Annotated in this window: 24 protein-coding genes; 7 read left to right on the top strand and 17 right to left on the bottom strand. The window is 49.2% G+C overall.

Annotation, left to right across the window (positions count from 1 at the left end):
• Positions 1-275: 275 nt before the first annotated feature.
• The gene (locus CWB98_RS19055) at positions 276-575 is read right to left on the bottom strand and encodes a helix-turn-helix domain-containing protein (RefSeq protein ID WP_082353206.1); all 300 of its coding nucleotides are present in this window, start codon (positions 573-575) and stop codon (positions 276-278) included.
• A 216-nt stretch (positions 576-791) separates the two neighbouring features.
• Here CWB98_RS19055 and CWB98_RS19050 point away from each other — a divergent pair, with 216 nt between their 5' ends.
• The gene (locus CWB98_RS19050) at positions 792-1,238 is read left to right on the top strand and encodes a helix-turn-helix transcriptional regulator (protein WP_138546277.1); all 447 of its coding nucleotides are present in this window, start codon (positions 792-794) and stop codon (positions 1,236-1,238) included.
• A gap of 108 nt (positions 1,239-1,346) precedes the next feature.
• Here CWB98_RS19050 and CWB98_RS19045 read toward each other — a convergent pair whose 3' ends face one another.
• A complete protein-coding gene (locus tag CWB98_RS19045; RefSeq protein WP_138546276.1) occupies positions 1,347-2,033 on the bottom strand; it encodes an FMN-dependent NADH-azoreductase in 687 nt (228 codons plus the stop codon).
• 126 nt (positions 2,034-2,159) lie between these two features.
• Between CWB98_RS19045 and CWB98_RS24660 the strand changes: the two genes are divergently transcribed.
• A complete protein-coding gene (locus CWB98_RS24660) occupies positions 2,160-3,029 on the top strand; it encodes a LysR family transcriptional regulator (RefSeq protein ID WP_138546275.1) in 870 nt (289 codons plus the stop codon).
• An 82-nt stretch (positions 3,030-3,111) separates the two neighbouring features.
• Here CWB98_RS24660 and CWB98_RS19035 read toward each other — a convergent pair whose 3' ends face one another.
• The 4 genes from CWB98_RS19035 to putP form a co-directional block, all read right to left on the bottom strand.
• Positions 3,112-3,438, bottom strand: a complete 327-nt coding sequence (locus CWB98_RS19035; RefSeq protein WP_138546274.1) for a hypothetical protein — start codon at positions 3,436-3,438, stop codon at positions 3,112-3,114.
• 2 nt (positions 3,439-3,440) lie between these two features.
• Positions 3,441-3,995, bottom strand: coding sequence for a hypothetical protein (locus CWB98_RS19030; RefSeq protein ID WP_138546273.1), 555 nt, complete (start codon positions 3,993-3,995; stop codon positions 3,441-3,443).
• A gap of 21 nt (positions 3,996-4,016) precedes the next feature.
• Entirely contained in the window at positions 4,017-4,196 is a 180-nt protein-coding gene (locus CWB98_RS19025) for a hypothetical protein (protein WP_138546272.1), read from the bottom strand.
• Between the two features lie 361 nt (positions 4,197-4,557).
• Positions 4,558-6,036 (bottom strand): sodium/proline symporter PutP, encoded by a 1,479-nt coding sequence (gene putP, locus CWB98_RS19020; protein ID WP_138546271.1) that lies wholly within the window; start codon positions 6,034-6,036, stop codon positions 4,558-4,560.
• 270 nt (positions 6,037-6,306) lie between these two features.
• Here putP and CWB98_RS19015 point away from each other — a divergent pair, with 270 nt between their 5' ends.
• Positions 6,307-7,530, top strand: coding sequence for an EAL and HDOD domain-containing protein (locus tag CWB98_RS19015; protein WP_138546270.1), 1,224 nt, complete (start codon positions 6,307-6,309; stop codon positions 7,528-7,530).
• A 179-nt stretch (positions 7,531-7,709) separates the two neighbouring features.
• Positions 7,710-9,761: a TonB-dependent copper receptor gene (locus tag CWB98_RS19010; protein WP_138546269.1), complete on the top strand. Its 2,052-nt coding sequence runs from the start codon at positions 7,710-7,712 to the stop codon at positions 9,759-9,761.
• A 58-nt stretch (positions 9,762-9,819) separates the two neighbouring features.
• Here CWB98_RS19010 and CWB98_RS19005 read toward each other — a convergent pair whose 3' ends face one another.
• The 11 genes from CWB98_RS19005 to ccmA all read right to left on the bottom strand — a co-directional run bounded on the left by CWB98_RS19005 (position 9,820) and on the right by ccmA (position 18,125).
• Entirely contained in the window at positions 9,820-10,149 is a 330-nt protein-coding gene (locus CWB98_RS19005) for a hypothetical protein (RefSeq protein WP_138546268.1), read from the bottom strand.
• 243 nt (positions 10,150-10,392) lie between these two features.
• Positions 10,393-11,124, bottom strand: a complete 732-nt coding sequence (locus tag CWB98_RS19000) for an MlaA family lipoprotein (RefSeq protein WP_138546267.1) — start codon at positions 11,122-11,124, stop codon at positions 10,393-10,395.
• The gene (ccmI, locus tag CWB98_RS18995) at positions 11,125-12,399 is read right to left on the bottom strand and encodes a c-type cytochrome biogenesis protein CcmI (RefSeq protein ID WP_432765894.1); all 1,275 of its coding nucleotides are present in this window, start codon (positions 12,397-12,399) and stop codon (positions 11,125-11,127) included. It abuts the gene before it with no gap.
• Positions 12,396-12,869, bottom strand: a complete 474-nt coding sequence (locus tag CWB98_RS18990) for a cytochrome c-type biogenesis protein (protein ID WP_138546266.1) — start codon at positions 12,867-12,869, stop codon at positions 12,396-12,398. Before CWB98_RS18990 ends, ccmI begins: the two co-directional genes overlap by 4 nt.
• Positions 12,866-13,438 (bottom strand): redoxin family protein, encoded by a 573-nt coding sequence (locus tag CWB98_RS18985; protein WP_130245198.1) that lies wholly within the window; start codon positions 13,436-13,438, stop codon positions 12,866-12,868. The genes CWB98_RS18990 and CWB98_RS18985 overlap by 4 nt, the downstream gene beginning before the upstream one ends.
• Positions 13,438-15,393 carry a heme lyase CcmF/NrfE family subunit gene (locus tag CWB98_RS18980; protein ID WP_138546265.1) on the bottom strand — a complete coding sequence of 652 codons (1,956 nt, stop codon included), beginning with the start codon at positions 15,391-15,393 and terminating at the stop codon, positions 13,438-13,440. Before CWB98_RS18980 ends, CWB98_RS18985 begins: the two co-directional genes overlap by 1 nt.
• 1 nt (position 15,394) lies before the next feature.
• Positions 15,395-15,874 (bottom strand): cytochrome c maturation protein CcmE, encoded by a 480-nt coding sequence (ccmE, locus tag CWB98_RS18975; protein WP_125720826.1) that lies wholly within the window; start codon positions 15,872-15,874, stop codon positions 15,395-15,397.
• Positions 15,871-16,074, bottom strand: a complete 204-nt coding sequence (ccmD, locus tag CWB98_RS18970; protein ID WP_054015643.1) for a heme exporter protein CcmD — start codon at positions 16,072-16,074, stop codon at positions 15,871-15,873. Before ccmD ends, ccmE begins: the two co-directional genes overlap by 4 nt.
• Positions 16,075-16,076: 2 nt before the next feature.
• Positions 16,077-16,814 carry a heme ABC transporter permease gene (locus tag CWB98_RS18965; RefSeq protein WP_125720824.1) on the bottom strand — a complete coding sequence of 246 codons (738 nt, stop codon included), beginning with the start codon at positions 16,812-16,814 and terminating at the stop codon, positions 16,077-16,079.
• A 1-nt stretch (position 16,815) separates the two neighbouring features.
• The gene (gene ccmB / locus CWB98_RS18960; RefSeq protein ID WP_046003892.1) at positions 16,816-17,502 is read right to left on the bottom strand and encodes a heme exporter protein CcmB; all 687 of its coding nucleotides are present in this window, start codon (positions 17,500-17,502) and stop codon (positions 16,816-16,818) included.
• Positions 17,502-18,125 carry a cytochrome c biogenesis heme-transporting ATPase CcmA gene (gene ccmA / locus CWB98_RS18955; protein WP_138546264.1) on the bottom strand — a complete coding sequence of 208 codons (624 nt, stop codon included), beginning with the start codon at positions 18,123-18,125 and terminating at the stop codon, positions 17,502-17,504. The genes ccmB and ccmA overlap by 1 nt, the downstream gene beginning before the upstream one ends.
• A gap of 104 nt (positions 18,126-18,229) precedes the next feature.
• On the opposite strand from ccmA, the gene CWB98_RS18950 reads away from it, so the two are divergent.
• The 3 genes from CWB98_RS18950 to CWB98_RS18940 all read left to right on the top strand — a co-directional run bounded on the left by CWB98_RS18950 (position 18,230) and on the right by CWB98_RS18940 (position 23,481).
• Positions 18,230-20,806, top strand: a complete 2,577-nt coding sequence (locus tag CWB98_RS18950; RefSeq protein WP_138546263.1) for a flagellar hook-length control protein FliK — start codon at positions 18,230-18,232, stop codon at positions 20,804-20,806.
• A 124-nt stretch (positions 20,807-20,930) separates the two neighbouring features.
• Positions 20,931-22,925 (top strand): amidohydrolase, encoded by a 1,995-nt coding sequence (locus tag CWB98_RS18945; protein WP_138546262.1) that lies wholly within the window; start codon positions 20,931-20,933, stop codon positions 22,923-22,925.
• A gap of 259 nt (positions 22,926-23,184) precedes the next feature.
• Positions 23,185-23,481, top strand: coding sequence for an EscU/YscU/HrcU family type III secretion system export apparatus switch protein (locus CWB98_RS18940; RefSeq protein ID WP_010385716.1), 297 nt, complete (start codon positions 23,185-23,187; stop codon positions 23,479-23,481).
• Positions 23,482-23,501 lie beyond the last annotated feature (20 nt).

The raw sequence follows: 23,501 nt of genomic DNA, 5'->3' as shown, positions 1-23,501 counted from the left end.
GCGCCCAGGTCGCTAACAACTCTCAATAGTGACAGGCACGTGACAGGATGGGACTGCAAGCAGGAAAGCCTTTAAGTTTGCCCAGAGAAACAGGGCTTAACAGGCTATCGAATACAGCCAGCGACGGCTAAAGGATCCTTGCTCCCACAGGAAAGCTAGTACAGGAATGGAGATTAGACGAATAAAAAGTAAAAACAGGGCACGAGCGTGCCCGACAACACGATATGTTAGTTGGGGGACCTGACTGACAGAAACGCTATCAGAGGTTGAGTACGTTAGGCCGACTGCTTTTCGTCGACTAAATCGCTTTGTGCCCCTTGCTCCAGCAAACTCATAAAGTTTGGCTGGCCAAAAATCATCATAATATCTAATAATTGACAAGCTGACAGATCAGATTTACCACATTCCCAGTTGGAGATGGTGGCCTGATCAACAGGTGTAACAAGCTTCTTACCTAGCTCTGCCTGAGTTAAGTTCATTTCTCTGCGCAGGCGACGGATCGCAGTTTGAATTTGCTTTCTGGCTGCTATTGTGTGTGCTTTGCGCACAGATTCATTTCTTCTAACAGTAGTCATAACATATCCGCTTATTATCAATCACAGTGTATTACACACCCAGACATAGAATTTCAGCCTTTGGCGAGTAAGCCCCTTAACACAGGTCTTGAGTTTCACACTTAGCTGATTTTGTTGTCGTTCAAGTGCTTATTTTTCGTCCCGGTTAGACATTTGACTGAGAGTCATGTAGTCTGAACGGGTCAGGTGGATAAATAATTAACCGGATTGGGTCATATGTCAAATACTTTTGCTACAAGATTAAAACAGTTACGTATCAACTTGGGGTATTCTCAGGTTGGCTTTTCAGAGATCCTGGATATCCCTACTGCTTCGTACCGAAAGTATGAAAAAGATGTCAGAGAACCCACCCTGTCCGTTGTCAGCAAATTCTTCTTACACCCGGCGACTAAAGACAGTGCCTTGTGGTTATTAACTGGTGAACAACAGGTCCTGAGCTCCGAACCCCAAGCCCCGGCGCAGCCGCCGCTGGTATTCCAGACTGACATGGAGCAGAGCCTGATCAACAGTATTGCCAGTTCACTTGAGTTTATTGCACATATGAAGTGGTTTACGCCTGGCACACAGGCTGGTTATCAGGACTATGGGCATATTATCCTGCGCGACCTGAAACCTTTACTTTTACAAGACAGTGCCACACACGACGAAAAAAGACGAGCTTAGTATGATTCGTCTAAAAAAGTGGATTTGAAAGTCGTTATTGAAAAAATCAAAAGTAACCCAAAGCGACCACTTTCAGCTTAAATGATCGCATTGAGTGACGACCTGAGCCTAGTCTGTTGATGCTGGCTGTCTAGCACACGCTAATGACAGAGCCAAATTTTCTGCCCCTTCATAAGCCCTCGCAAGTGAAGTCTTGTGCCTTTCATCGTTAAATTCCTGATATTCACTGACAATCTCATACATAGCCTCCACACCCAGATAACGGCTAAGGGTACGTAAATGCGGCATGAGGTGATTACTGCTTTCCCGAATTTCTGACTTGCCAAAGCCAAATTCGCCACAAGAGGCGATAACAACCAGTATTTTCCCAGACATCAGGGGGTGTAACGGAAAATCTCCGCGCTTCAGATCAAAGTCGAATGTTTTGTTGACTCGGATAACTTGATCAAACCAAGCCTTGAGCTGTGCTGGCATACCATAGTTGTACATGGGAGTAGAAATAACAACAACATCTGCTCGCGCTAATTCGTCGATGAGCGTATCAGAAAGTGCCAGCTGCTGCTTTTGGCTGTCTGTCCTTTTATGCTCAGGCGTAAACACTGCACCAATCCAGTCCTGAGTAATAAACTGCGGTGGATGAATACCAACATCGCGATAAATATACTCATCTATAACACCCTGGTTTTTCCAGCTTTCAATAAACCTGTGCGCAATGCTCTTTGACAGTGAGTTGTGCGATGGGTTTGCATTACTGATGGCTCTGACGCTTGAGTCTATATGCAGTATTGTGCTCATACGAGTTACCTTTTTGATTATTGAACGCAATATAGTGTGCGTCACAGCGCGCTATTGAACAAACGATACTATTACACCTGAGGATGAGTTAAAATCATCTATAAACTTCTAATCAGGACGCTGATTTTGGCTTTACATGTCTCCTTACAAGCGCTCAGAGCATTCGAAGCTGCTGCGCGTCACGGTAGCTTTAAACACGCTGCAGAAGAGTTGGCGTTAACACCTACCGCGATTTCTCATCATATTAGTAAGCTTGAAGACCGTCTCAATGTCCGCTTGTTTATCCGCCAGACCAGGAAGATAGCCCTGACCGATGCAGGCCGCTTACTGGCAACGGCCACTTCCGAAGGGTTTACAACAATAGAAACTGCACTGGCGAACATCAGACAACTTAATGAAGTAGTTCGGGTCAGCACCACCTCTTCATTTGCAGCATTAGCACTGCTTCCGGAACAGTACCTGTTTAATCAACACTATCCAGACATCGCGGTGCAAATTGCCAGTGGAGAACTGATAGACTGTCAGCCGCATACAATCCCGATACGGCTCGGTAATATCAAAGAGGTCGAGGCGCAAGACAGGCTGAATGTGGAACATTACAACCTGTTTGGTCATCAGAGTTTGCAGGCGCTCAGTGACTCTGACACTCATCCGGTTCTCTACACCACTCGCTGGAAAAGCCTGACACTGTGTAAAGCACCACTCGATACCTGGCTGGCTGAGAACGACTTAAAAAAGGTAGATTTTAATATCAGGGAATTTGATCAGGAGTTATTCTGTGTACAGCAGGCGGTTGCAGAGCAGGCACTGGTATTTTGCTCAGAGACGCTCACTCGTCGGCTGTGTGCGATAGGTCAGTTAAAGCCCGTCAGCAATACAAGTGTTACCTCAGAGTTATGCTATTACATTCCCGGAAAAAGCCGTTTCCAGGACGTGAATGCGAAGAAGTTTATTGCATGGATCGAAAAGTTGATAGTGCCTGACGCTACGTCATAAAGTTGGAATTAAGGGCTGCACTAGCCTGGTGAATATCTTAAGCGGTCATAGTCAAACAACCGCTCAGAGGCAACAGATATGATCACTTAACAAGTTTAAGTGTGACTTTTTCTTGCTTAGTCATCTGGTGGTTTTCCGCCCGAAACTCTTCAACACGGTCATATATATCTTTAACGCCGTAATATTGTTCCAGGTTCTTTTCCGCTGCAAGTAAGTCACCAAACTCCATAACGATTTCATAGGCTTCCGTGTATTTATCTTCCACCTCATCATCATTGTCTTTAGCGACTATGATCAGTGATTTGAATCGCTGTTCAACGGGTCTGAGCCTTAAACCTTTGACGATCATGGCCAGTACAAAAATAAACGCGACGACTATTAGCATACTGCCGATGTAGACTAATTCCATTATTATATCTCTCCCTTGGCAAGTCTTGATTCCATTAGTTTATAGAATGGAAATCTGGCTAAGATAACAAATGTACACACGTTCCCCATTACAACAAATGGCCCATATGCATCAAACAATATGTCACTATTTAAGTAACCACGCAGGATTAACTGAGCGAAGTTCATAAACATGACTGCAAATGCGATGTATGCGACTACACGCGCAGTAGCGGAAAAGCTACAACCCCGGATGGCATGCAACAGGTACAATACTGTAATAAATGCAGCCCCCGTGCATACTAGTGAGAAGTAGTAAATTTGGCGCATCTGCATCACTTCAAAAGGCAGGCTAAGAATATACTGACCCAAGCTACGACTAGATGTATAAAAAACAAGAACAGCCAGGGAAGCCAGAAAGCATGAATGTAGCTCATGATCGCTTTGCTTTTTCAAGGTACTTTTCCCACCGAAAAATAAATCAAAGCGATGCTGTTTAAAGCTATAGAGCAAAAACAAAACAACAAACAGCTCTAATGCTATTATTATCCATCCAGTAACTTGATAAAACTCATTCATGCTTGGCTAAAACCTTACCGATTACCCACCAACAAACAATTGTGCAGACTCAGGAGAGAAACCGCGAGCTCGAGGTTGTGACCCATCACCTCCTCCAGTGCCACCAGCAACCAGCCGTGCACTTTCTTCGCTCAGCCCAGAAACTCTCTCTGGCTGGGTCATTTTTGATTTATTATTTAAGCTCTTTATAAAAAACTTCATATTTTCCGTCCTTCTAATGAATTGAAAGGACCACCCACTAAGGTTACGCACATGTTAACCTTATTGCCATATAGTAACAAGCATAAATTGCCTTAAATTCACTGAATTGCGGATGATCTCGTACACCATGACATTGGCCAAAAAGCTTAATACTGACCGGATCACGATACTGTTCATGATAAGGAAAATTAGAAAAATTGAAACAACAAAACGACAAACCGGACGCCCTCCCGCCGATTTGCAAGCCTTATCACAAACCCGAATGCAAGCTCAATTCAGCCCTGAAGGCAATCAGGCCGTACCTTTCAGGCACTAAAAAGCCGCGGTCAGCAAACCGCGGCTATTGATGTGGGTGCAACACTTATAGTGCGGTTTGCATTTCCTCGAACTTATCAGTGATTGCGGCGCTGGGTTCAGGGGTTGCCAGGCTTACCGCTACAATCGCAATTGATGACGCGATAAATCCGGGTACAATTTCATAGATAAGCGCACTAAGTGGCTGGCCGTTAACCGTCACCGGGCCATAGATCCAGAATAGTACCGTTGCAGCCCCCACTATCATACCAGACAGAGCGCCTGCAAAGTTCATCCGCTTCCAGAACAAACTCAGCAGTACCAGCGGACCAAATGCGGCACCAAATCCAGCCCAGGCATTACTCACCAGACTCAAAATCGTGCTGTCTCTGTCGTAGGCAAGATAAATGGCACACAGCGATACCAGCGCAACGCTAATCCGCCCAACCAGCACCAGTTCTTTGTCTGAGGCATCTTTACGCAGGAAGATTTTATAGAAATCTTCCGTCAAGGAGCTGGAGCTCACCAATAACTGCGAAGAAATGGTACTCATAATGGCTGCCAGAATAGCTGCAAGCAAAAACCCAGCAATCAAGGGGTGGAACAGCAGCTCAGATAAAATCAGGAAAATCGTCTCCGGATCTTCGACCACAATCCCATTCTCGTGCGCATAAGCAGCGCCAAACAGACCCGTTGTGATGGCACCAATCGTTGCCACCAGCATCCAACTCATCCCGATGCGTCGTGCCGTAGGCATGTCTTTCACGCTGCGCACAGACATAAAACGTACAATAATATGGGGCTGACCGAAATACCCCAAGCCCCAGGACATGGCTGAGATGATGCCAATTGCACCACCAGCACCAATCCAGGTAAGCAGCTGAGGGTTAATATCGTTGAGTGTCACGCTAAGCGGGTTATCCAAAAGTGAATACGTCACGGCTGGCACCAAAATTAACGCCAGGAACATGATACAGCCCTGAACAAAGTCGGTCAGGCTGACAGCCAGGAATCCGCCGAACAAAGTGTATAGTACCACCACACCGGTCGTGATATACAAGCCGGATTCGTAACTCATGCCAAATGAGTTCTCGAACAGTTTACCGCCAGAGACCACACCTGCGGATGTATACAGGGTGAAGAAAATAATGATCACCAGCGCCGAGACAATACGCAGCGCATTGCCTTTGTCTTCAAAGCGATTAGCAAAATAGTCTGGAATAGTGATCGCATCATTGGCCAGTTCGGTGTAAACACGCAGTCGTGGTGCCACCAGTAAATAGTTTAAAAAAGCACCTATTACCAAACCTATTGCTATCCAGGTACTGCTGAAACCACTGACAAACATGGCGCCAGGCAGACCCATAAGGATCCAGCCACTCATATCCGAGGCACCCGCAGATAAGGCCGCGACGCTAGGTGGAAGACTTCTGCCACCTAACATATAACCCGACACGTCGCTGGTTGACTTTCGATACGCATACAGTCCGATACCCAGCATGGCGATGAAATACATGGCAAGTGAGATCATTGTGCCAGTTTCCAAAATTACCTCCTTTAGTCCGGGCTCCTCTCCACAATATCAGATGCTGTTTTTTCTTAGCTGAGATTGGGACAAAAGCCATTGCGAAAGGTCCACTATAACATGGCATAGATCACCACCCAAGTTACACGGGGTGAACTGGGCATGAATTGCGCGTGAACACCCTCATACCTTAATACCAAAAGCTGAAACAAGCTGAATTAATTAATGAAATAAGCCTGAGATTGCCTTATATTGTTGTGCAGTAGAAGTATTCAGTCAGGTGTATCTTTCATGTATTTTTATGCCGCCAGGCAGCCAATCCTAAATAAAAACAAAGAACTCGTGGGTTACGAGCTGTTATTTCGTGACGGGTTAGATAATGTCTTCCCGGAAATTGATGGTTCTGAAGCAACCTCAAGGTTGATCGAAGGCAGTCAATTTAACTTTGGCCTGGAAGATTTAACCGACAACAAACCCGCCTACATCAACTTCACGCTGGAAACCTTACTCAAAGGCTACCCCACTATGATGGGGCGTGAACAGCTGGTTGTTGAGATCCTTGAAACAGTACAGCCGGGCAAGCGCTTGCTTGCCGCCGTGCAGGATCTCAAGAGTAAAGGCTACACCATAGTGCTGGATGATTATCAGCATCAAAAGGTGTGGCGACACTTCTATCCGTTTATCGACCAAATCAAGATAGACGTCCTGACCACAGATATTGAAACCATTAAAGAGATTAAAGAAGCCATTGCGCCGTTCAAGAATATTGAACTAGTCGCAGAAAAAGTCGAAACACATGAGCAATACCAACAGGCACTTGAGCTTGGTTTTAGTTACTTCCAGGGGTTCTTTTTTGCTAAACCCGAAGTGGTTCAGAGTAAAACCTTGCCACCATCAGAGATGGCGCTGGCGGAGCTACTGTACGAGACATCAAGCGTCGACGTTGACTTAAAGCGTATTACCCAGGTATTCGAGCGCGATGTTAACCTCAGCTATAAATTACTGCGTTACTCTAACTCAGCCGCGTTTAAGCGTCGCGCCGAAATCTCTACCATTAAGCAGGCTTTGGTGGTGTTGGGTAATCAGGAACTTAAAAAGTTTTTGTCTTTGTTATTTGCGTCACAGGTTTCCTCAGAAAAACCGCTGGAACTGGTGCGCCTGTCACTCACTCGCGCACGCTTTGCCGAACTCTTGGCTGTTAAACATAAGAAGCTCAAGGACACTGGTATGGCCTTTCTCGCAGGCATGATGTCGCTGATGGACGCCATCTTAGATGAAAGCATGGACAGCGTCATGAACAAGCTGCCACTGGCCATTGAGATCAAAGATGCCTTGTTAAAACAAGAAGGTTTGCTCGCCAGCTACCTGACGCTTATCAAGTTGTATGAACAGGCAAACTGGCAAGGTGCGAATGAATTGGCGCAGCAGCTGAGCCTGGACCCGGACCTGCTGCCAGACTATTACCATGAAGCGCTGCAGTGGTGCGACCAACAAATGGAAGTGATGGCAATTTAGCATTGTCTGTCGTTTATACCAAACAGCCCCCTTCTCGGTGGCTGTTTTTGTTTTAGGTCAATGTTTTTTCTTTTCTTCTCCTAAATCCGTTCAAGTGCGACAATTTGTCACATCCCAAGCATTTGTCTGACAAGTAAAATTCCTCTCAATAAAAACGTGAAAACACTTTGGGATGGATCATGACCAGAAATCTAATTTGGCTTGCAGTAACCGCCGCTTTTTCTGCACACAGCCAGGATACGCAACACGACATACACACTGACCGCCTTGAACGCATCGTGGTTATCGCCCCCATGCACAGCCCGCTGGATATCAAAACCGACCCTAAGGCGCCCAGACAACCTTTACCCGCACAGGACGGTGCCGATCTGCTGTCCAGCATCGCCGGGTTCTCTTTGGTTAAAAAAGGGGGCGCCAGCAGCGACCCGGTGTTTCGCGGAATGGCCGGGTCGCGCCTCAATATTATTACCGATGGAGGCCTGACACTTGGCGGCTGTGGCGGGCGCATGGACCCACCTACGGCCTATATCACGCCACAAACTTACGATACTCTGACGGTGATCAAAGGACCACAGACGGTGCTTTATGGGCCTGGAAACAGTGCTGCCACAGTGATTTTTGAGCGTGAATCGGAGCGCCTGAGCGAGACAGGCTGGCAAGGCTTTGCCAACGCAACCTTAGGCAGTTTTGGTAAGCGTATGGTGAATGCCGATATCAAAGGCGGCACACAAGACTACTATGCCCGAATGGCCGCGAGTAAAAGCGATGCCGATGATTATGAAGACGGTGAAGGTAAGTCAATCCACTCTGCCTACGACAAATGGAACCTCGACTCCGAGTTTGCCTACACTCCGGACGACGACAGCCTGTATAGCCTGAGCCTTGGCCGCAGTGATGGCGAGGTCGCCTACGCTGATCGCATGATGGATGGCAGCAAGTTCGATAGAAATCATGTTGCGCTGAACGTTGAATTGAGCGAACTAACAGGGTTTGTTACTGCGTTGGAAGCCAATGTGTATTACAACAACATAGATCACATCATGGACAACCACAGCCTGCGACCATTTACCCCCAATATGATGATGAAAACCCCGACCTCATCTAACCCGGACCGCCGTACCTGGGGAGGCAAGATCATGCTCACTTCAGCCATCAACAGACAGCATACATTGAACTATGGTGTTGATCATCAACAAAACCGTCATCGTATCCGCGTCAGCATGAACCAGCCAGTGATGCCCGTCGAAACTTTGCCACGGCGTAACAACGCTGAATTTAAACAAACCGGGTTATTCGGCGAATTGGAATATGCCCTCAGTAAGCAAGGCCCGATGCGCAGCCAGTGGGTCAGCGGACTGCGCATCGATGACTGGTCTGCCACCGATAAACGCCAGCAACTTGGCTCAATGATGATGCCAATGCCCAACCCGACGGCAGACCACACACGGGATGACACCTTATGGAGCGGTTTTACACGCTATCAGGTTCAGCACCAGGATATGAGCTATTACATTGGCGCAGGCCATAGCGAACGCTTTCCGGATTACTGGGAGTTGATGGGTGGCGGACGCCGTAGCGTGGATAGCATGAGCGCTTTCTTACTAGAGACGGAAAAGACTGACCAGTTGGATATCGGCTGGATGTTGCAAAAATCCGGCATGACAACGTCCGTCTCTTTGTTTTACAACCGCATTGACGACTATCTGCTGACCGACAATCGCTATGAGGTGATGGACAAAACACTCGCGGTTACCCGCAACATAGATGCTCAGACGATGGGTCTAGAAATGGAAACCCGAATGGCACTCAGCAAGCGGCTGAATTTCACGACCAGTATCAACTATGTGCGCGGCACTAATAAAACGGATCATACTGCGCTCGCTCAACAACCACCGCTGCAGGCGCGTTTGGCGATGGATTACACGCTGGATAAATGGCAGATTGGCGGTTTATGGCGTCTCGTAAAAAGCCAGAACCGTGTTGCCATTGGCCAGGGTAACATTGCCGGTCAGGACGTTGGACCCAGCCACGGCTTTGGTACACTGGCATTGAACGTGTCCTATAGCCATTCAGATGAACTGCTATTTAGCCTTGGGGTCGATAATGTGCTGGATAAAGCCTATGCTGAACACTTAAGCCGCGCCGGCGCTATGGTCAGTGGCTATGCGCAAATTGATAAAGTCAATGAAGCTGGCCGCACGCTATGGGCCAATGTGAATTGGCGTTTTTAATCTCACAGCGTCATGGGAGCCTGACTAAGCCAGGCTCTCCTGCCACATCGGCCTGGCATTACTCCGGTTTGATACGAAATTTAACGTTACAGTAAAACCCCGTTGCTATCACCGCTACTGCGCCTGCCAAAATCAGGATAGCGGACTGCTCTTCACCGAACAGGCCAAGATAATCGAGCAAGGCTGCGGCACTCATCATCAGGCCGCCAACAAATAACCCCCAGCCAAAGATCTGCGCAATGGCGTTATGACTATGATATTTTTCGGGATCCCACCCTGCGATTAAAAACATACAGTGTTTTACCCCAATCAGATATGCCCCGACCAGACAGGGGAACGCCGCCACAATAAACACGACAATGGCACCTGCATTTGAATTTTCCATCATTAAGCTCCTTTTAGGGCGGATAATCCGAGCACACAGCCGACCTGAAACACGATCAAGACCGTTGCGCACTCATTACCCGGATATGATAAACGCATACTGTCTACTTTTTGGTCACCCAATGAGGTTACCCTTTTAGGGTCAACTAGGCAAATGCCTGGTACAAAGGCCGTTCAGAAAGGAAAAATCTATTTGCAAATCATAATAAAAAACCGGTCAGCGAATGCTGACCGGCTTGATAAAAGGCTACAGATTCTCGAGGAAATCCTCATCGAACTCCTCCGGCTCCTCCTCAACGGGTGGATTGCCATCGTGGAGTTCATACAGCTGACGCTGGAAATAGACATCCTTAAGGAAGATATACGGGTCAAGCGACTCGTTAAGGAGTTTTTCCTGTGACATCAGGCTGGCTCTTGCCTCAACGGCACGCAGCGCAAATACCAGAATAGTTTGCGGTGTAGACAAGGCAATTTCTGGCAACACAACATTATCGACGATATCACCCGTGAGGTTACGAGCCGTTGACGGACCATAACCCGGTATCATCAAATAAGCGCCGTCACCAACCCCCCAGACACCCAGTGTCTGACCGAAGTCTTCATCTTTGTGTTCCAGACCTAGCGTCTTGGCGACATCAAACAGGCCAAAAATCCCCACAGTTGTGTTCACCAAAAAGCGTGCAACATTGACACCTGCGTCACCTGGTTTAGCTTGTAAGGCGGCGTTCACAGCATCTGTCGGTGCAGCCAGGTTAGTTGTGAAGTTTACAAGACTGCTGCGCACCGGTGCTGGTGTAATGGCAATATACCCTTTCGCCGCCGGGCGCAAGATATAGGCGTCCAAAACATCCATATTAAAGTCATACAACGGACGGTTGAGCGACTGCAGTGGATCTCGGGGGTCTTGTTTTTCTTCGGGGACTTGCGCACACCCTGATAAAATTAGCGCCAAAGCGGCGCCAACGAGTTTCTTATACATTTAGCTTCCTGTGCTGGTTATAACACGACTGATAGTAACCGCGACCTGCTGCACTTCTTCGGTTAAAGTAATGGTCTGAGTCACGCCTTCTAACTCACCAGGTTGCAACGCCACGTTACCATCCACGGAAATACGTGCTGTTACAACCACTTCTTTGAACCCTGACAGTTTCAGGTTAGGCATCATCGCCATACTATCGTCCAAATTGACACTTAATGGCAAGTTAAAATCTGTAAGTTTAGCAACCGCCAATGGCATGGGCGGGCCTTCTGCCGCCTTAGCAAAGACAAACAAAGTCGCGTTTGCAGGTATTTTATCAGCTAACCCGTCTGCCAGTGTCACCGTTACTTGCAGCCCATCAGCCGGCATTGCTAGCTGTGAGGCTTGTGCTGAGTTCAACTTCTCGTTCAGCTCTGTAATGCGTTGACGGATCATCGCATAACGCGGGTCGTCCTGAGTCATGCTCGCCAGTAAAACTTCAAATGCCGCTTTGGACTCTTTCCAGTCCTGCCGCTCATAGGCTATCAGGGCCAATAAAGAAATCGCATCAATATTACGTGGCTCACGTTTCAGTACCTGAGACAGCATACGTGCGGCACGGTTCATCGCATTTTCAGAGCCTTCAACCAGCAGCGCCTGAGCATAGCTGACCTTCACATTACTGTTATCAGGTTGCATTGCCAGCGCTTTATCAAATGCCTGCATGGCCATTTCAAAATCGTTTAGCGACATCGCAACACGACCCAGCAACATCCAGGCCACTGCGTCGTCACCACTGTTTGCCAGTTTAGTGCGCAGTCCCAGCGCGAATGCCTGAAGCTCATTTGGACTGAGTGGCTCACCCGTTTGCATCACAGCGCGCTGACCATACTCGGGCAACATATCAACCGCTTTGTACCAGTCAGCGATTTGTTTTTGACTGCCCGTAAAGGAGTAAAATACCGCACTGACAACCAGCAGGAATGCCACACCTGTCGCGGCAAGCACCAGATTGTTACCACGTGTATCCAGCGTGCGCTCCGGTGACAACTCGTTCAGCAACCGGCGCTTGAGCTCCTGCACAGATTCATCATGACTGCTCTGATCGATACGTTGATTACCCAGCTCTTCTGCCAGCTCCTGTAAACGCTGCTGATATATGTCTATGCGCTCGGCATTGGCATCGTGGTCCACAGCGACCAGTTTGTCACGACGGAAAAACGGCATAACTACGAATAAGGCTGCCAACACAGTCAGAAGCGCAAACATGCCCCACATTTGCATCATGTCATTCATGAAGTACGCTCCTTACGCTGGCTTTGTTTAATGAGCTCTGCCAGTTTTTGTTCATCTTCCGGGCTCCAGCTTTGCTTGCGGGCGGCTTTTTTCTGTCTGAATACAATAAAGCCAAAACCCAGCACCAGGATCAGCACAGGCATCACCCATAATACAATGGTGGCCGGGGTAACGGGTGGCTGGTAATGAACAAAGTAACCGTAGCGGTCAATCATAAAGTCGATGACTTCTTGTTTAGATTTACCTTCCTGAACCATGTCCAGCACGCGGTCGCGCAGGTCTTTGGCGACTACCGCGTCAGAATCCGCAATGTTTTGATTCTGACACTTAGGACATCTCAGTTCCTGTACCAACTCTTTAAAAGTCTGCTCTCGTTCGGCATTTTTAAACTGGTATTTGTCTTCAACAGCATGGGCACTGAGCGACCACAGGCCTGCCAGTAATGCCAATGCCAGCATTAGTTTTTTCATGGTTGCAACTCCTGAATTGCCGGAGCAAATTTGCTGCGCCACACGCGCGGATTAATGTCGCCGGTGTGGTGTAAAATGATCTTACCGTTTTTATCTACCAGGAAGGTTTCCGGCGCGCCGGAAACCCCTAAATCCAGCGCCAATGTACGCTCCAGATCAAGGATATTAAACTGGTAAGGGTCACCTGCGCGCGACAGCATTTGCTGTACGTCGGCGCGCAGGTAGTCGATGTCGAATTGATCGCCAAAGTCGGGATCATAGGCTTGCTCATAGTACAAACCGATGATCCGCACGCCCTGCTCGCGCAGCTCGGTCAGATAACCCAGCTCCGCAATACAGGTCGGGCACCAGGTGCCCCACACGTTCAACAGGTATACCTCACCCAGCAGGTCCTGATCGGTCCAACGCTTTTGTTCATCCATCAGGTCGGGCAACTCAAACGCCGGCATAGTATGACCCAGACGGCCGGTTTGCAGTTCTCTGGGATTACCGAATAAGCCCTGATACAAGAACACACATAACAATACAAAGATCAGCAACGGCACCAGGCCTAAAAACTTCTTGTTCATTATGCCTGCTCCACAGAGTTTTGCTTACGGCGACGATAACGCTTATCGGCCAGGACAATAAAGCCCGCCAGAGAGATCAGAATACCGCCCAGCCACATCCAGCGAACGTAAGGTTTATGGTAGATACGCAGTGACCAGGCACCATTGCCCATGGACTCGCCCAACGCCAGATACAGGTCACGGTAGAAACCGTCATCAATTGCCGCTTCGGTCATAAACTGCATGCCCACATCGTACAAACGTTTTTCTGCATGCAACAAGGTGACATACTCGCCGTCCTTAAACACGGTGACTTCACCGGCATGGCCGCCATAGTTAGGGCCACGGATCTCGTTCACGCCTTCAAAACGATACTCGTATTCATTCAACGTTGCGGTTTCACCTTTTGTCATCACCACTGAGCGTTCAACTGAATACGCTGACGTCAGGGTCACACTGGCAATCACAAAGGCAATACCCACATGGCCCAGCACCATCGCCCAATAGCTCATGCCCAGACGTTTCAGACCCTGAGCCGTGCTTGGGTGCACACTGACTTTTTCAACCAGGTCGACCACTGTGGCGATACAGATCCACACTGCCAGTGCAGTCGCCAGATAAGTCAGCGTGCTGATGTCATCAAAGCTGGAGAACAGCCAGGTGCTGGTGATCACGATAGTGGCAACCAAAATAGCGGCCCACTTTTTGGCCAGTGGTGGCAACTTGTTTTGCTTCCAGCGCAACATAGGCGCAATACCCATCAAGATGGCAAAGGGCACAATCAGGATGGCAAACATTTGGTTAAAGAAAGGTACACCAATGGAGATGGAACCCAGCCCGAGCTCTTTGTGGATCATTGGCAAGAGCGTGCCCAGCAATACAATCAGGGTTGCCACAACCAGGAAGATGTTATTCACCCACAAACCGACTTCGCGTGACACAAGCTTGTAGCGGCCTTCGCTGTACACCTGGCTCACACGTAGCCCATAAAGTGCCAGACTACCGCCCACCACTAAGGCCAGGAAAGACAGAATAAACAAACCACGATCGGGGTCGGTGGCAAACGCGTGTACCGATACGATGATGCCGGAACGAACAATAAACGTACCTAACAGACACAAACTAAATGCGGCGATAGCCAATAAAACAGTCCAGGATTTGAACACGCCGCGTTTCTCTGTAATAGCCAGCGAGTGCAGGAGTGCAGTTGCCACCAGCCAGGGCATTAAAGAGGCATTTTCAACCGGATCCCAGAACCACCAGCCACCCCAGCCTAGTTCTGCATAAGCCCACCAGCTACCAATGGTAATACCTAAGGTCAAAAAGCCCCATGCGGCCATAGTCCAGGGACGCGACCATTTAGCCCAGGTGTTATCCAGCTTGCCGGTTAACAGTGCGGCAATTGCAAAAGAGAAAGACACAGATAGTCCCACATAGCCCATATAGAGCAAAGGGGGGTGAATGATCATGCCAGGGTCTTGCAGTAATGGGTTCAAATCGCGACCTTCTACCGGGTAGTAAGGCAGCAAACGCTCAAACGGGCTCGACATCCACAGGGTGTAAAGCATAAAGCCTACGCCCAGGAAGCCCAGCACGCCGAGTACGCGCGCGCGCAGTACCCAGGGCAGAGATTTAGACATCATGGCGACCAAAGCCGTCCAGCTTGCCTGCATCACCAGCCACAACAGGATTGCGCCTTCATGGCCACCCCAGGTCGACGTAACCTTGTAATACCAGGGCAAGGTACTGGAAGAATGATGCGCTACGTAAGCCACCGTAAAGTCATCGGTGAGTGTGATATAAATCAGTACACCAAAAGAAAACAAAACCAGCAGACACTGGCCCACGGCCAGTGAAGGCGCTGTACGCATCAGGCGTAAGTTGCCGGTATAAGCGCCCCAGAGAGGAAAAATACACAACAGCAGGCTCAGGCCCATGGCCAGAACCAATGAAAAATAACCTATCTCAGGGATCATACTAGTTCTCGCTGTTTAAATTATATTTGGGTTTTTCGTGCTTGATCCCTTTCACGGCCTCAGCTATCTCGGCTGGCATATACTCTTCGTCGTGTTTTGCCAGCACTTCAAATGCTTCAATGACATTAGGTTCAACCAGTGTACCCTGGGCAACAATACCCTGACCTTCACGGAACAAATCAGGCAAAATACCGTGGTACTTGATGGTGACCATAGGGCCGGTGTCAATGAGCTTAAAGGTGACATCCAGAGAGGTTTCTTCCCGGTCCACACTGCCAGGTACAACCATGCCGCCAATGCGCAGTTTTTGCCCGATATAAGGCAGCTCTTTGTCAGGGCCTTTACCCTCAATCAGCTCGCTGGGCGTATAAAAGAGGTTGATATTTTCTTGTAACGCATACAGGGTCAGACCGACCGCTGAGCCGATCCCGAATATCACGGCCAACACGGCAAATAAGCGTTTTTTACGTCTTGGGTTCATGCTTTAGCCTCCTCTTGAGCCTGCTTGATACGTGCTTCACGCTTCATTTGTGCATCGACTTCACGCTTAATACGCTTGGCATCGTTTAACGACGCCCATACCAAGCCCAGCAGGATAAAGGCACAGCTACCAAAGGATAGCCAGACATAAAAGGCGTAACCGCCCATGTGAAAAAAGTCACTCAAAGATTCAAACTGCATACTTAACCTCGACTAACCAGCTGGCGCACCCAGGGGCGGTGCTTCTCGACCTGAAGGATCTCGTTTTTAAGACGGACCAGTGACAGCGCGCCAACAAAGGCGGCAAACCCTAAAATATTGATAAGCAACGGCCATAACATAGACGGATCGATAGCTGAGGTATCAAACTTGGTGATGGTTGAGCCCTGGTGCAGCGTGTTCCACCACTCAACAGAGAAATGAATAATCGGCAGGTTGATCACCCCGACAATGGCCAGAATACAGGCCGCTCTGCCACCGGATTTTTTGTCCTCAAAGGCGTGATACAAAGACAATACACCAAAGTACAAAAACAATAGGATCAGTTCTGAGGTCAGACGCGCATCCCATACCCACCAGGCACCCCACATAGGTTTACCCCAGGCAGCGCCCGTGATAAGGGCAATGGCAGTCATCGCCGCGCCAACCGGCGCAATGGCAATTACGGCCAGTTCCGCATTACGAATTTGCCACACCAGCGCGACGATTGCGGCAATGGCCATAGAAGAATACGCCCCCATCGACAAAATAGCCGACGGCACGTGAATAAAGATAATGCGATAGCTGTCCTTTTGCTGATAATCCGCTGGGGCAAATGCCAGGCCCCAGATCCATCCTACGGCGATACAGACCGCCGTTACGGTAACAAAGTACGGAAGCAAGGTGTTACACAATTGGTAAGCACGCTCCGCTTTGGCATAGGGATGTAACCACTTCCACATTTTAACTTACACTCACTCTTAAAGCTGACGATATGGCAATTGGCGCCGTGACAATGGCAACGGCCAGCATGGCACCAAGGATCGCAAGTTGTCCGCCATAAGCGACCGACATACTGGCGGTATCAATGGCAGAGGTTGCGAAAATCAGAACCGGGATATACAAAGGCAAAACAAGCAGACTCATCAAAATACCGCCCTTTTGCAGACCCACGGTTAATGCGGCGCCTATGGCGCCAATAAAACTTAATAACGGCGTTCCAATCAACAATGTCAGAATGGTTGCGCCCAGTGCCTGGCTGTCGAGGTTCATCAACAGCGCAAATAACGGTGCCATCAGCACCATAGGCAATCCGGTGATGGTCCAGTGTGCGGCTACTTTGGCCAGCACAGACAAAGACATAGGATAGGGTGAAGCTATCATTTGCTCCAACGATCCGTCGGCATAATCATCGCGAAATAGCTTGTCCAGACCCAGCATGGTCGACAGCAACGCGGCTACCCAAATGATACCTGCAGCCATGCGCCCCAGCAAGGCCGGTTCGGGTCCAATTGCCAACGGAAATAACGAAATGACTATCAGAAAAAACAGAAGAGGGTTTACGATTTCGGCGCGTTGGCGAAAAGCCAAAGTCACATCTTTACGATAAACAGCGACAAATAAATGCCAGTAAGAATGCTCAACCTTCATTAATGGCGGTACTCCAGAACCAGGGTTTGCAGGGAGCTGAACTGAGTCGTCAGATCCTGGTGGGTAGTCAGTAAAATAGCGCCGCCATTTGCCAGGTGCGATTCAAACTGCTGTTGCAGCAGCGCGACACCTTTTTTATCGAGTGCGGTAAAGGGCTCATCGAGGATCCACAGGCGGGCTTTATTTAACCAAAGTCGCACCAGCGCAACCCGACGTTGCTGACCTGCGGAGAGGGTTCGCACGGGGACATCTTCCAGCCCAACCAGGCCAAGCTGACCTAACAGGGTATAGATCTCGTCTTCGTCTGCCCCGTAACCGTGCACCTGTAACCAGTACTGGACGTTTTCATAGGCGGTCAGTTGCTGGTTTACACCGGTTTTGTGTCCGATAAACAGCAATGACTCAGCGAAAGTGTCGTAATCCCGACTAATGTCCTGGCCTTCAAAACAGATCTGGCCTTCGTCTGCACGGGCAAAACCCGCGATTATACGCAATAAAGATGTTTTACCTGCACCATTTGGGCCTTCAACTTGCATGATCTGACCCGCCTGAAGCGAAAAACTCAATGACTCAAATAAACAGCGGTCCTGTTTTACACACGTGACGGACTTAATCTCTAGCAAGGCGCGACTCTCTGACGCTAAAAAATTGGGCGTTAGTCTATCATAATGGTAGGGTAATACGAATAATTGGATGCGACCGATCAACGAAAATTTGATTTAAAATAATGAATAAGCCGACGATTTCTATTCAAAACAATGCACATTTGGCCACATCACAGCTGAATGAACGCGGGCCATCAGCAAACACGACCGCGGCGACTGAACAGACCTTCAATGCCCGCAATTTGGTGATCAAACCCGACAGCATTCAAATGGAGGTGACGATAGATGGCCGCTGGCAAGGCGTGCGACTGGCCAGTCAGAGCCAGTTGCAGCAGCCGCTTAAATTACCCGAAGCCGAGGTTAAGCTCAGTGCCGACGGCACATTGCTGACGGTCAGCACCCCGGAACTGAAATTACAGATCAAACCCGCGCAAACTTTGCTGAGCCTGCTGAGCCTGCTCAAAGGGCTTGGCGGACAAAGTGCATTGCAGCTGGATGCGCAGCTTAAAGGCAGCAATCAATCCACCTTAATGCTGGAAAAAATCGGCCTGGCACTGCCAGTTCCCCCTGCCCTGGCAGACTTGCTCAAACAAGAGAATAAACTCGTCGCCAATCTCAGTGCACGGCAGAATAACTTGCTGCTACAGATTTTCAATGCCTTTGGCGATGAGCTGATGAAAGCACCAATTAGTAAACACAAACTAACTTCTTTATTGGCGCAACTTGGCAATCAAGAGCAACCCAAAATTAAGCTTGGCCGCAGCAGTGCCACATTGCAGCTTGCTAACCAGCAGGTTGAAGTGAAGACCCCTGAAGCCCAGAGTGCGCTGAAGCTCAACAGCTGGTTCAATGCTCAGCTAAAAGCCCAGCCAGACGGACTGCAAATCGGCGTAGCCAGGCAATCAACTGAGGTAAAACTGGCCACGCCTTTACAGCAGGCACTGCCCAAGCTGGCCACACACCGCTTCGCCGCCGAGCTGGAAAAAGCCATTAGCCCTGCACCTGACAGTAAATCGACACTCAGCTACGACAAACCTTTGCTCAACGTATCAATGGCAGACATTAAACAGACGGTTAAACAAGCTCTGGGTCAGCTACTGTCCAGGCCCTTTTTCAACACCAAACAAACCCAGGGCTCTCAAGCACCGACTGTCACTCAGCCCCCTACCACGGCTGCAAAATCACCGAATGCGACTCTACCTCAGATTGCTGCCAACAATGCCGCGCTGGTACTGAAAAGCAGGACACCTGTACACAGCCAACCTCTTTTACAGCTACTGGATAACGTAGAGCAAGTATTTACCAACATCGCTAAGCAGGCTACACCTAAAGGTAACGTGCAGGTCCCTTTATCAACTCCAAGTAGCCCAGTCGCTGAACGCAATACCAGCTCGGCACCAGCCGGGGCGACACCACAGGAGCCAGGTAAAATCAGTAAGGCTTTGTCACACGCACCTGCGCCAATACCGCCCTCCGGCCCTGCTGCCACAACCAAAGATGCACAGGCGCTCGCGCCTGCGACAACAGACAAACCGGCTGTTGCCTCGCTGCCCTCCAGTGCGTTTACTCAACGCCTGGCGATACTTCAACAGGTTTTTGCTGCTGTGGTTCCTCAACAAAAACCTTACAGCGCACAGCTTATCAACCCTCAGTTGCAACAGGCACAGGCACTGAGTGACGAGTCGGCAGCTAAACCCGCTGACAACCAGTCAAACCAAACGAGCTCAGCAAAAGCTGAGCAGGCGGCATCGGCCAAACCCAGTTTATCTTTACCAATCGCCCAGATTTTGAGTAAAACACTGCGCCAGATAGAGGCAACACCGACACAATCAGGACCACCACTGCAACAACAGCTCAGTGAAACTCTCTCTGCGACACAGCAATTTCGCAGCCCGCAATCGGCCGACCTGATGCGCCTTGTGCATCAGGCCTTTAGTAAAATGATGGACGAAACGCGCCACTCCCCTGAGCAGGTCAGTCATGAACTGTTTGCGCGATTGCCGGCGCTTGCCAGCCAGATCCAACCCGCTTTGCCCAACAGTAGCTTTGCGCAAGCACTGGACAAGCTCATAGTGACTTTACTGGGCACTCAGCTTACAGCCAAAACCCAGAACCTACCGCCGCAAACCAGTCCGGAGCAGCGTGTTGCGGCTCTGGTCGAAACCCTGCAACCCGGCACTAAACTCTCGTCTCCCGGTCAGTTTATTCAGGCGGTGACTCAGCAAGCTCAGTCTCGCCTGATGGACGACCTGGCACTGTTGCAAAACAATCTGGCTAACAATGCCAGTCCAGCGCCGCTGGCGCAAAAATTCGATAGCGAAAGCCAGTTGCTGATCAATTTATTTATGCCTCTCAAATTGCCGCAGGAATGTCGCCAGAGTGAACTACAGATAGGCAAGTATAAGAAATCCGCCAAAGCCAATATGCCGGAAAAACAAGTGTGGTTTGTGCGGCTTAACTTCGACTATGCAAAACTTGGCCAGTTAAGTGTGCAAGCTGAGCTGATGGACAAAGCCGTCGACTGCGAGATTGTTGGCGACAGCGCGTCGGTTTGCCAACTGGCCCAGCCTCACCTGGATGCACTGCGCAGCAAGCTGGCCGCGCATGGTCTTCAAGTTGGAGAGATAGCGCTGCGCGAAGATGCCTCCCAGGTGAAGCGTTTTTACGACAGCCACGCCATCGTGAGTATTCAGGTGTAACCCAAATTTTACTCGTCAGGATCACAGCATGTCCGGGCTGCTTTCGCTTTTGACCATATGTTCTACAGTTGTAGCACAAGTCTGACTTGCCTAACACTACATTACATATGCAAAGGAGAACGCTATGTCTTCGCACCATCCGCACCTTGGCTGTGCCTGCTGTAACTACCAATTGTTTGGCCATGCCGTACAAGGCGATAATAACCAATCAGATAAGGGGATTTTCAATCTCGATAAACTCCTGATTGCCGCAGAGCATTACATAGATGATTACATTGCCAATCAGTTTGTCAGGCCCCCTCAGCAGCACAAGATTTTTTACGGCGGCACTATTCGTACGCTCGAGAACGGTGATGTAAACAAAACCGTTGAAGCCGTTGTCATCGAGCATGGGCAGATAGTCCATACGGGTAGCCTGACTGACTGTCAAAACCAGTATCCACACGCCGACTCAGAAGATTTACAAGGGGCCTGCATGTTACCCGGGCTGATTGAACCCCATGTTCATTTGACTCCCACAGCATCTTTTAACGCCTGGCTGCAGCTCGCACCGTTCAGAGAAGGAGTAGAAAGTGGCGGTGATAACAATGATCAGTATTTAATTGGCAAAGACTACAACAAGAAGTCAGTGTCAGCGCTGTTGCTCAAAGCGGCAAAAGCACTTCCCTCTCACCGCAAATGGCTGCTGGCCTTTGGAGTCGACCCCAGCCAGTTTAACCCTATCACCACGACGTCTGCGGACGGCTCTGTCAGTCCAACGCCCTGGGAGGACTTCAACTGTGCTGAGCTGGACGACATCAGCAAGCAGGCACGCTCGGGCAAGAACGATGATATTTGTATTTTTATTATGAATGCATCTGGCCATGTCGCTTACGTCAACACCAATGCGCTTGAAGCAGTGCAACGCGCGCAGCATGCAAGCAAACCGCCCGTCAACGAAAATGGTATTTTACTTGAATCGGACCAGATTGGTCCGGTGATCAAAGTTGCGCTGGAGCAGTACTTTGTGGAGCACCCTCAGGGCATCACAGAGCTATTTGGCAATTTACAAAAGATCTTTAAGCTCGCGCTATCACGAGGTGTCACCCTGATGTGGGACGCGGCGCTCGGCGCGTCTTTGAAAAACGCTGAGCTGGAGATATTGAGTAAGATGGCCAGCAGCGGTCTTGCCGGGTTGCGCCTTGGCGGCGCATTATTCTATATCACGGCTGATCAGTGGAGCAAAATCACGCCAACCGAACCCAGCCATTATCATACGGACTGGTTCAATATTGCCCATGCCAAAATCGTCAGCGATGGCTCTAACCAGGGTCTGACCGGATATCAGCTCACCAAATATCAATTCCCGGACAGCAACATTAACGATGAATTCCCCTATGGGGTTTGGAATTTCAATCCGCCGGATGGTGGAGAGGATCATCAAGTCGAATCTCCGTTTCTGGCGCTGGTGAGTGAGTTAGACACGCGCGGCTGGTCTTTGATGATCCACGCTAACGGCACACATGCCATAAACAATACCATCATGGCGTATCGTGATGCACTCCATAACCAGGAAAAAGCGGGGCTGGAAAAGCGCCATCGCATAGAGCACGCTTCTTTACTGAGCGATGAGAACCTGGCTGATATGGACTACCTTGGCCTGTCGCCAAGCTTTTTGATAGGACATGTGGGCTACTGGGGCTATACCTTCAAGCATAAGGTGTTTCCTCAGCAATCGGTTGTTGAACACCTGGATCGCACCGCCTCTGCGACTCAACATGCGCTGCGCTATACCCTCCACAGTGACCATTTTGTTTCACCCATTGGGCCACTGCGTATGATGGAGCAGGCTGTTACTCGCCTGATGGAAGATGCCCCTGAGGAAGCCTATCAAAATGGCCACCCGCCAATTCTCAATGAACAAGAGTGTGCCACCATGGCTCAGGCCCTGCGCGCTGCAACCTATGATGCCGCCTGGCAATGTCATATGGATCACCTCATCGGTGAACTGGTGGTTGGTAAACAGGCCGATCTGGTTATTCTGGATGAAGATCCCTTAACACGTCCTGCAGTCGGGTTAAGAGATGTGCCTGTTCGCCAGACATGGGTAAATGGCAGATTGTGTTATAAACCAATTTAACTTAATACCTGTTCAATTTGACGGAGCAAATATGACGCTAACTGTGTTAAAAATTTCTCATTTAGAATAACTAAATAGCGAAATTTTTGCCTTGTTATCGAGCATATTTTCTTGCCTCAAAATAGAACACTTAATTAAGCAAATTGGTATAATAGCTAAACTGGCAGCCCTTATCCGGATATAAATCCGGGTAAGGGCTTTTTATCTGACGGTGTTACATGCTACTTTGATACTGAGATGTCTATAGTCGTTAAATGTTATGGAACAAAAAACCGCCATTGGCCTGTTATATGAAGCGGGTAAGTCGCCTGAAGTTGTTTGTAAGGGCTTTGGAGAACTCGCCGAAGAGATCATTGCGCTTGCCAAAGAAAAAGACATCATGATCCATGAAGATGCCACTTTGGTCCAGACACTCAGCCAGCTCGACCTGCACGAAGAAATCCCCAAAGAGCTCTATTATGTGATTGCAGAGCTAATCGCGTTCTCTTACGTCCTGCGTGGTAAATTTCCACCTGGGTGGAAACACTTCCAGGGTAAGCTGAATATAAAGGCCTGATCCCTTTCTCAAGAGAGTTC

It is taken from the genome of Pseudoalteromonas rubra (assembly GCF_005887115.1).
GTDB classification, from domain to species: Bacteria; Pseudomonadota; Gammaproteobacteria; order Enterobacterales; family Alteromonadaceae; genus Pseudoalteromonas; species Pseudoalteromonas rubra_F.
Note: the sequence above shows the minus strand (reverse complement) of the source record. Positions and strands in the feature narration are given on the sequence as shown.

Excerpts from the sequence above, each read along its gene's own strand:
- ccmD (WP_054015643.1), bottom strand. The coding sequence starts at position 16,074 with ATGCAGTTTGAATCTTTGAGTGACTTTTTTCACATGGGCGGTTACGCC.
- CWB98_RS18980 (WP_138546265.1), bottom strand. The coding sequence starts at position 15,393 with ATGATCCCTGAGATAGGTTATTTTTCATTGGTTCTGGCCATGGGCCTG.
- CWB98_RS19015 (WP_138546270.1), top strand. The coding sequence starts at position 6,307 with ATGTATTTTTATGCCGCCAGGCAGCCAATCCTAAATAAAAACAAAGAA.
- CWB98_RS18965 (WP_125720824.1), bottom strand. The coding sequence starts at position 16,814 with ATGTGGAAGTGGTTACATCCCTATGCCAAAGCGGAGCGTGCTTACCAA.
- CWB98_RS19010 (WP_138546269.1), top strand. The coding sequence starts at position 7,710 with ATGACCAGAAATCTAATTTGGCTTGCAGTAACCGCCGCTTTTTCTGCA.
- CWB98_RS18940 (WP_010385716.1), top strand. The coding sequence starts at position 23,185 with ATGGAACAAAAAACCGCCATTGGCCTGTTATATGAAGCGGGTAAGTCG.
- CWB98_RS19025 (WP_138546272.1), bottom strand. The coding sequence starts at position 4,196 with ATGAAGTTTTTTATAAAGAGCTTAAATAATAAATCAAAAATGACCCAG.
- CWB98_RS19050 (WP_138546277.1), top strand. The coding sequence starts at position 792 with ATGTCAAATACTTTTGCTACAAGATTAAAACAGTTACGTATCAACTTG.
- CWB98_RS19035 (WP_138546274.1), bottom strand. The coding sequence starts at position 3,438 with ATGGAATTAGTCTACATCGGCAGTATGCTAATAGTCGTCGCGTTTATT.
- CWB98_RS18985 (WP_130245198.1), bottom strand. The coding sequence starts at position 13,438 with ATGAACAAGAAGTTTTTAGGCCTGGTGCCGTTGCTGATCTTTGTATTG.
- CWB98_RS18990 (WP_138546266.1), bottom strand. The coding sequence starts at position 12,869 with ATGAAAAAACTAATGCTGGCATTGGCATTACTGGCAGGCCTGTGGTCG.
- CWB98_RS18950 (WP_138546263.1), top strand. The coding sequence starts at position 18,230 with ATGAATAAGCCGACGATTTCTATTCAAAACAATGCACATTTGGCCACA.
- CWB98_RS19000 (WP_138546267.1), bottom strand. The coding sequence starts at position 11,124 with ATGTATAAGAAACTCGTTGGCGCCGCTTTGGCGCTAATTTTATCAGGG.
- CWB98_RS19045 (WP_138546276.1), bottom strand. The coding sequence starts at position 2,033 with ATGAGCACAATACTGCATATAGACTCAAGCGTCAGAGCCATCAGTAAT.
- ccmE (WP_125720826.1), bottom strand. The coding sequence starts at position 15,874 with ATGAACCCAAGACGTAAAAAACGCTTATTTGCCGTGTTGGCCGTGATA.
- CWB98_RS19055 (WP_082353206.1), bottom strand. The coding sequence starts at position 575 with ATGACTACTGTTAGAAGAAATGAATCTGTGCGCAAAGCACACACAATA.
- CWB98_RS19030 (WP_138546273.1), bottom strand. The coding sequence starts at position 3,995 with ATGAATGAGTTTTATCAAGTTACTGGATGGATAATAATAGCATTAGAG.
- CWB98_RS19005 (WP_138546268.1), bottom strand. The coding sequence starts at position 10,149 with ATGATGGAAAATTCAAATGCAGGTGCCATTGTCGTGTTTATTGTGGCG.
- ccmB (WP_046003892.1), bottom strand. The coding sequence starts at position 17,502 with ATGAAGGTTGAGCATTCTTACTGGCATTTATTTGTCGCTGTTTATCGT.
- ccmI (WP_432765894.1), bottom strand. The coding sequence starts at position 12,399 with ATGAATGACATGATGCAAATGTGGGGCATGTTTGCGCTTCTGACTGTG.
- CWB98_RS18945 (WP_138546262.1), top strand. The coding sequence starts at position 20,931 with ATGTCTTCGCACCATCCGCACCTTGGCTGTGCCTGCTGTAACTACCAA.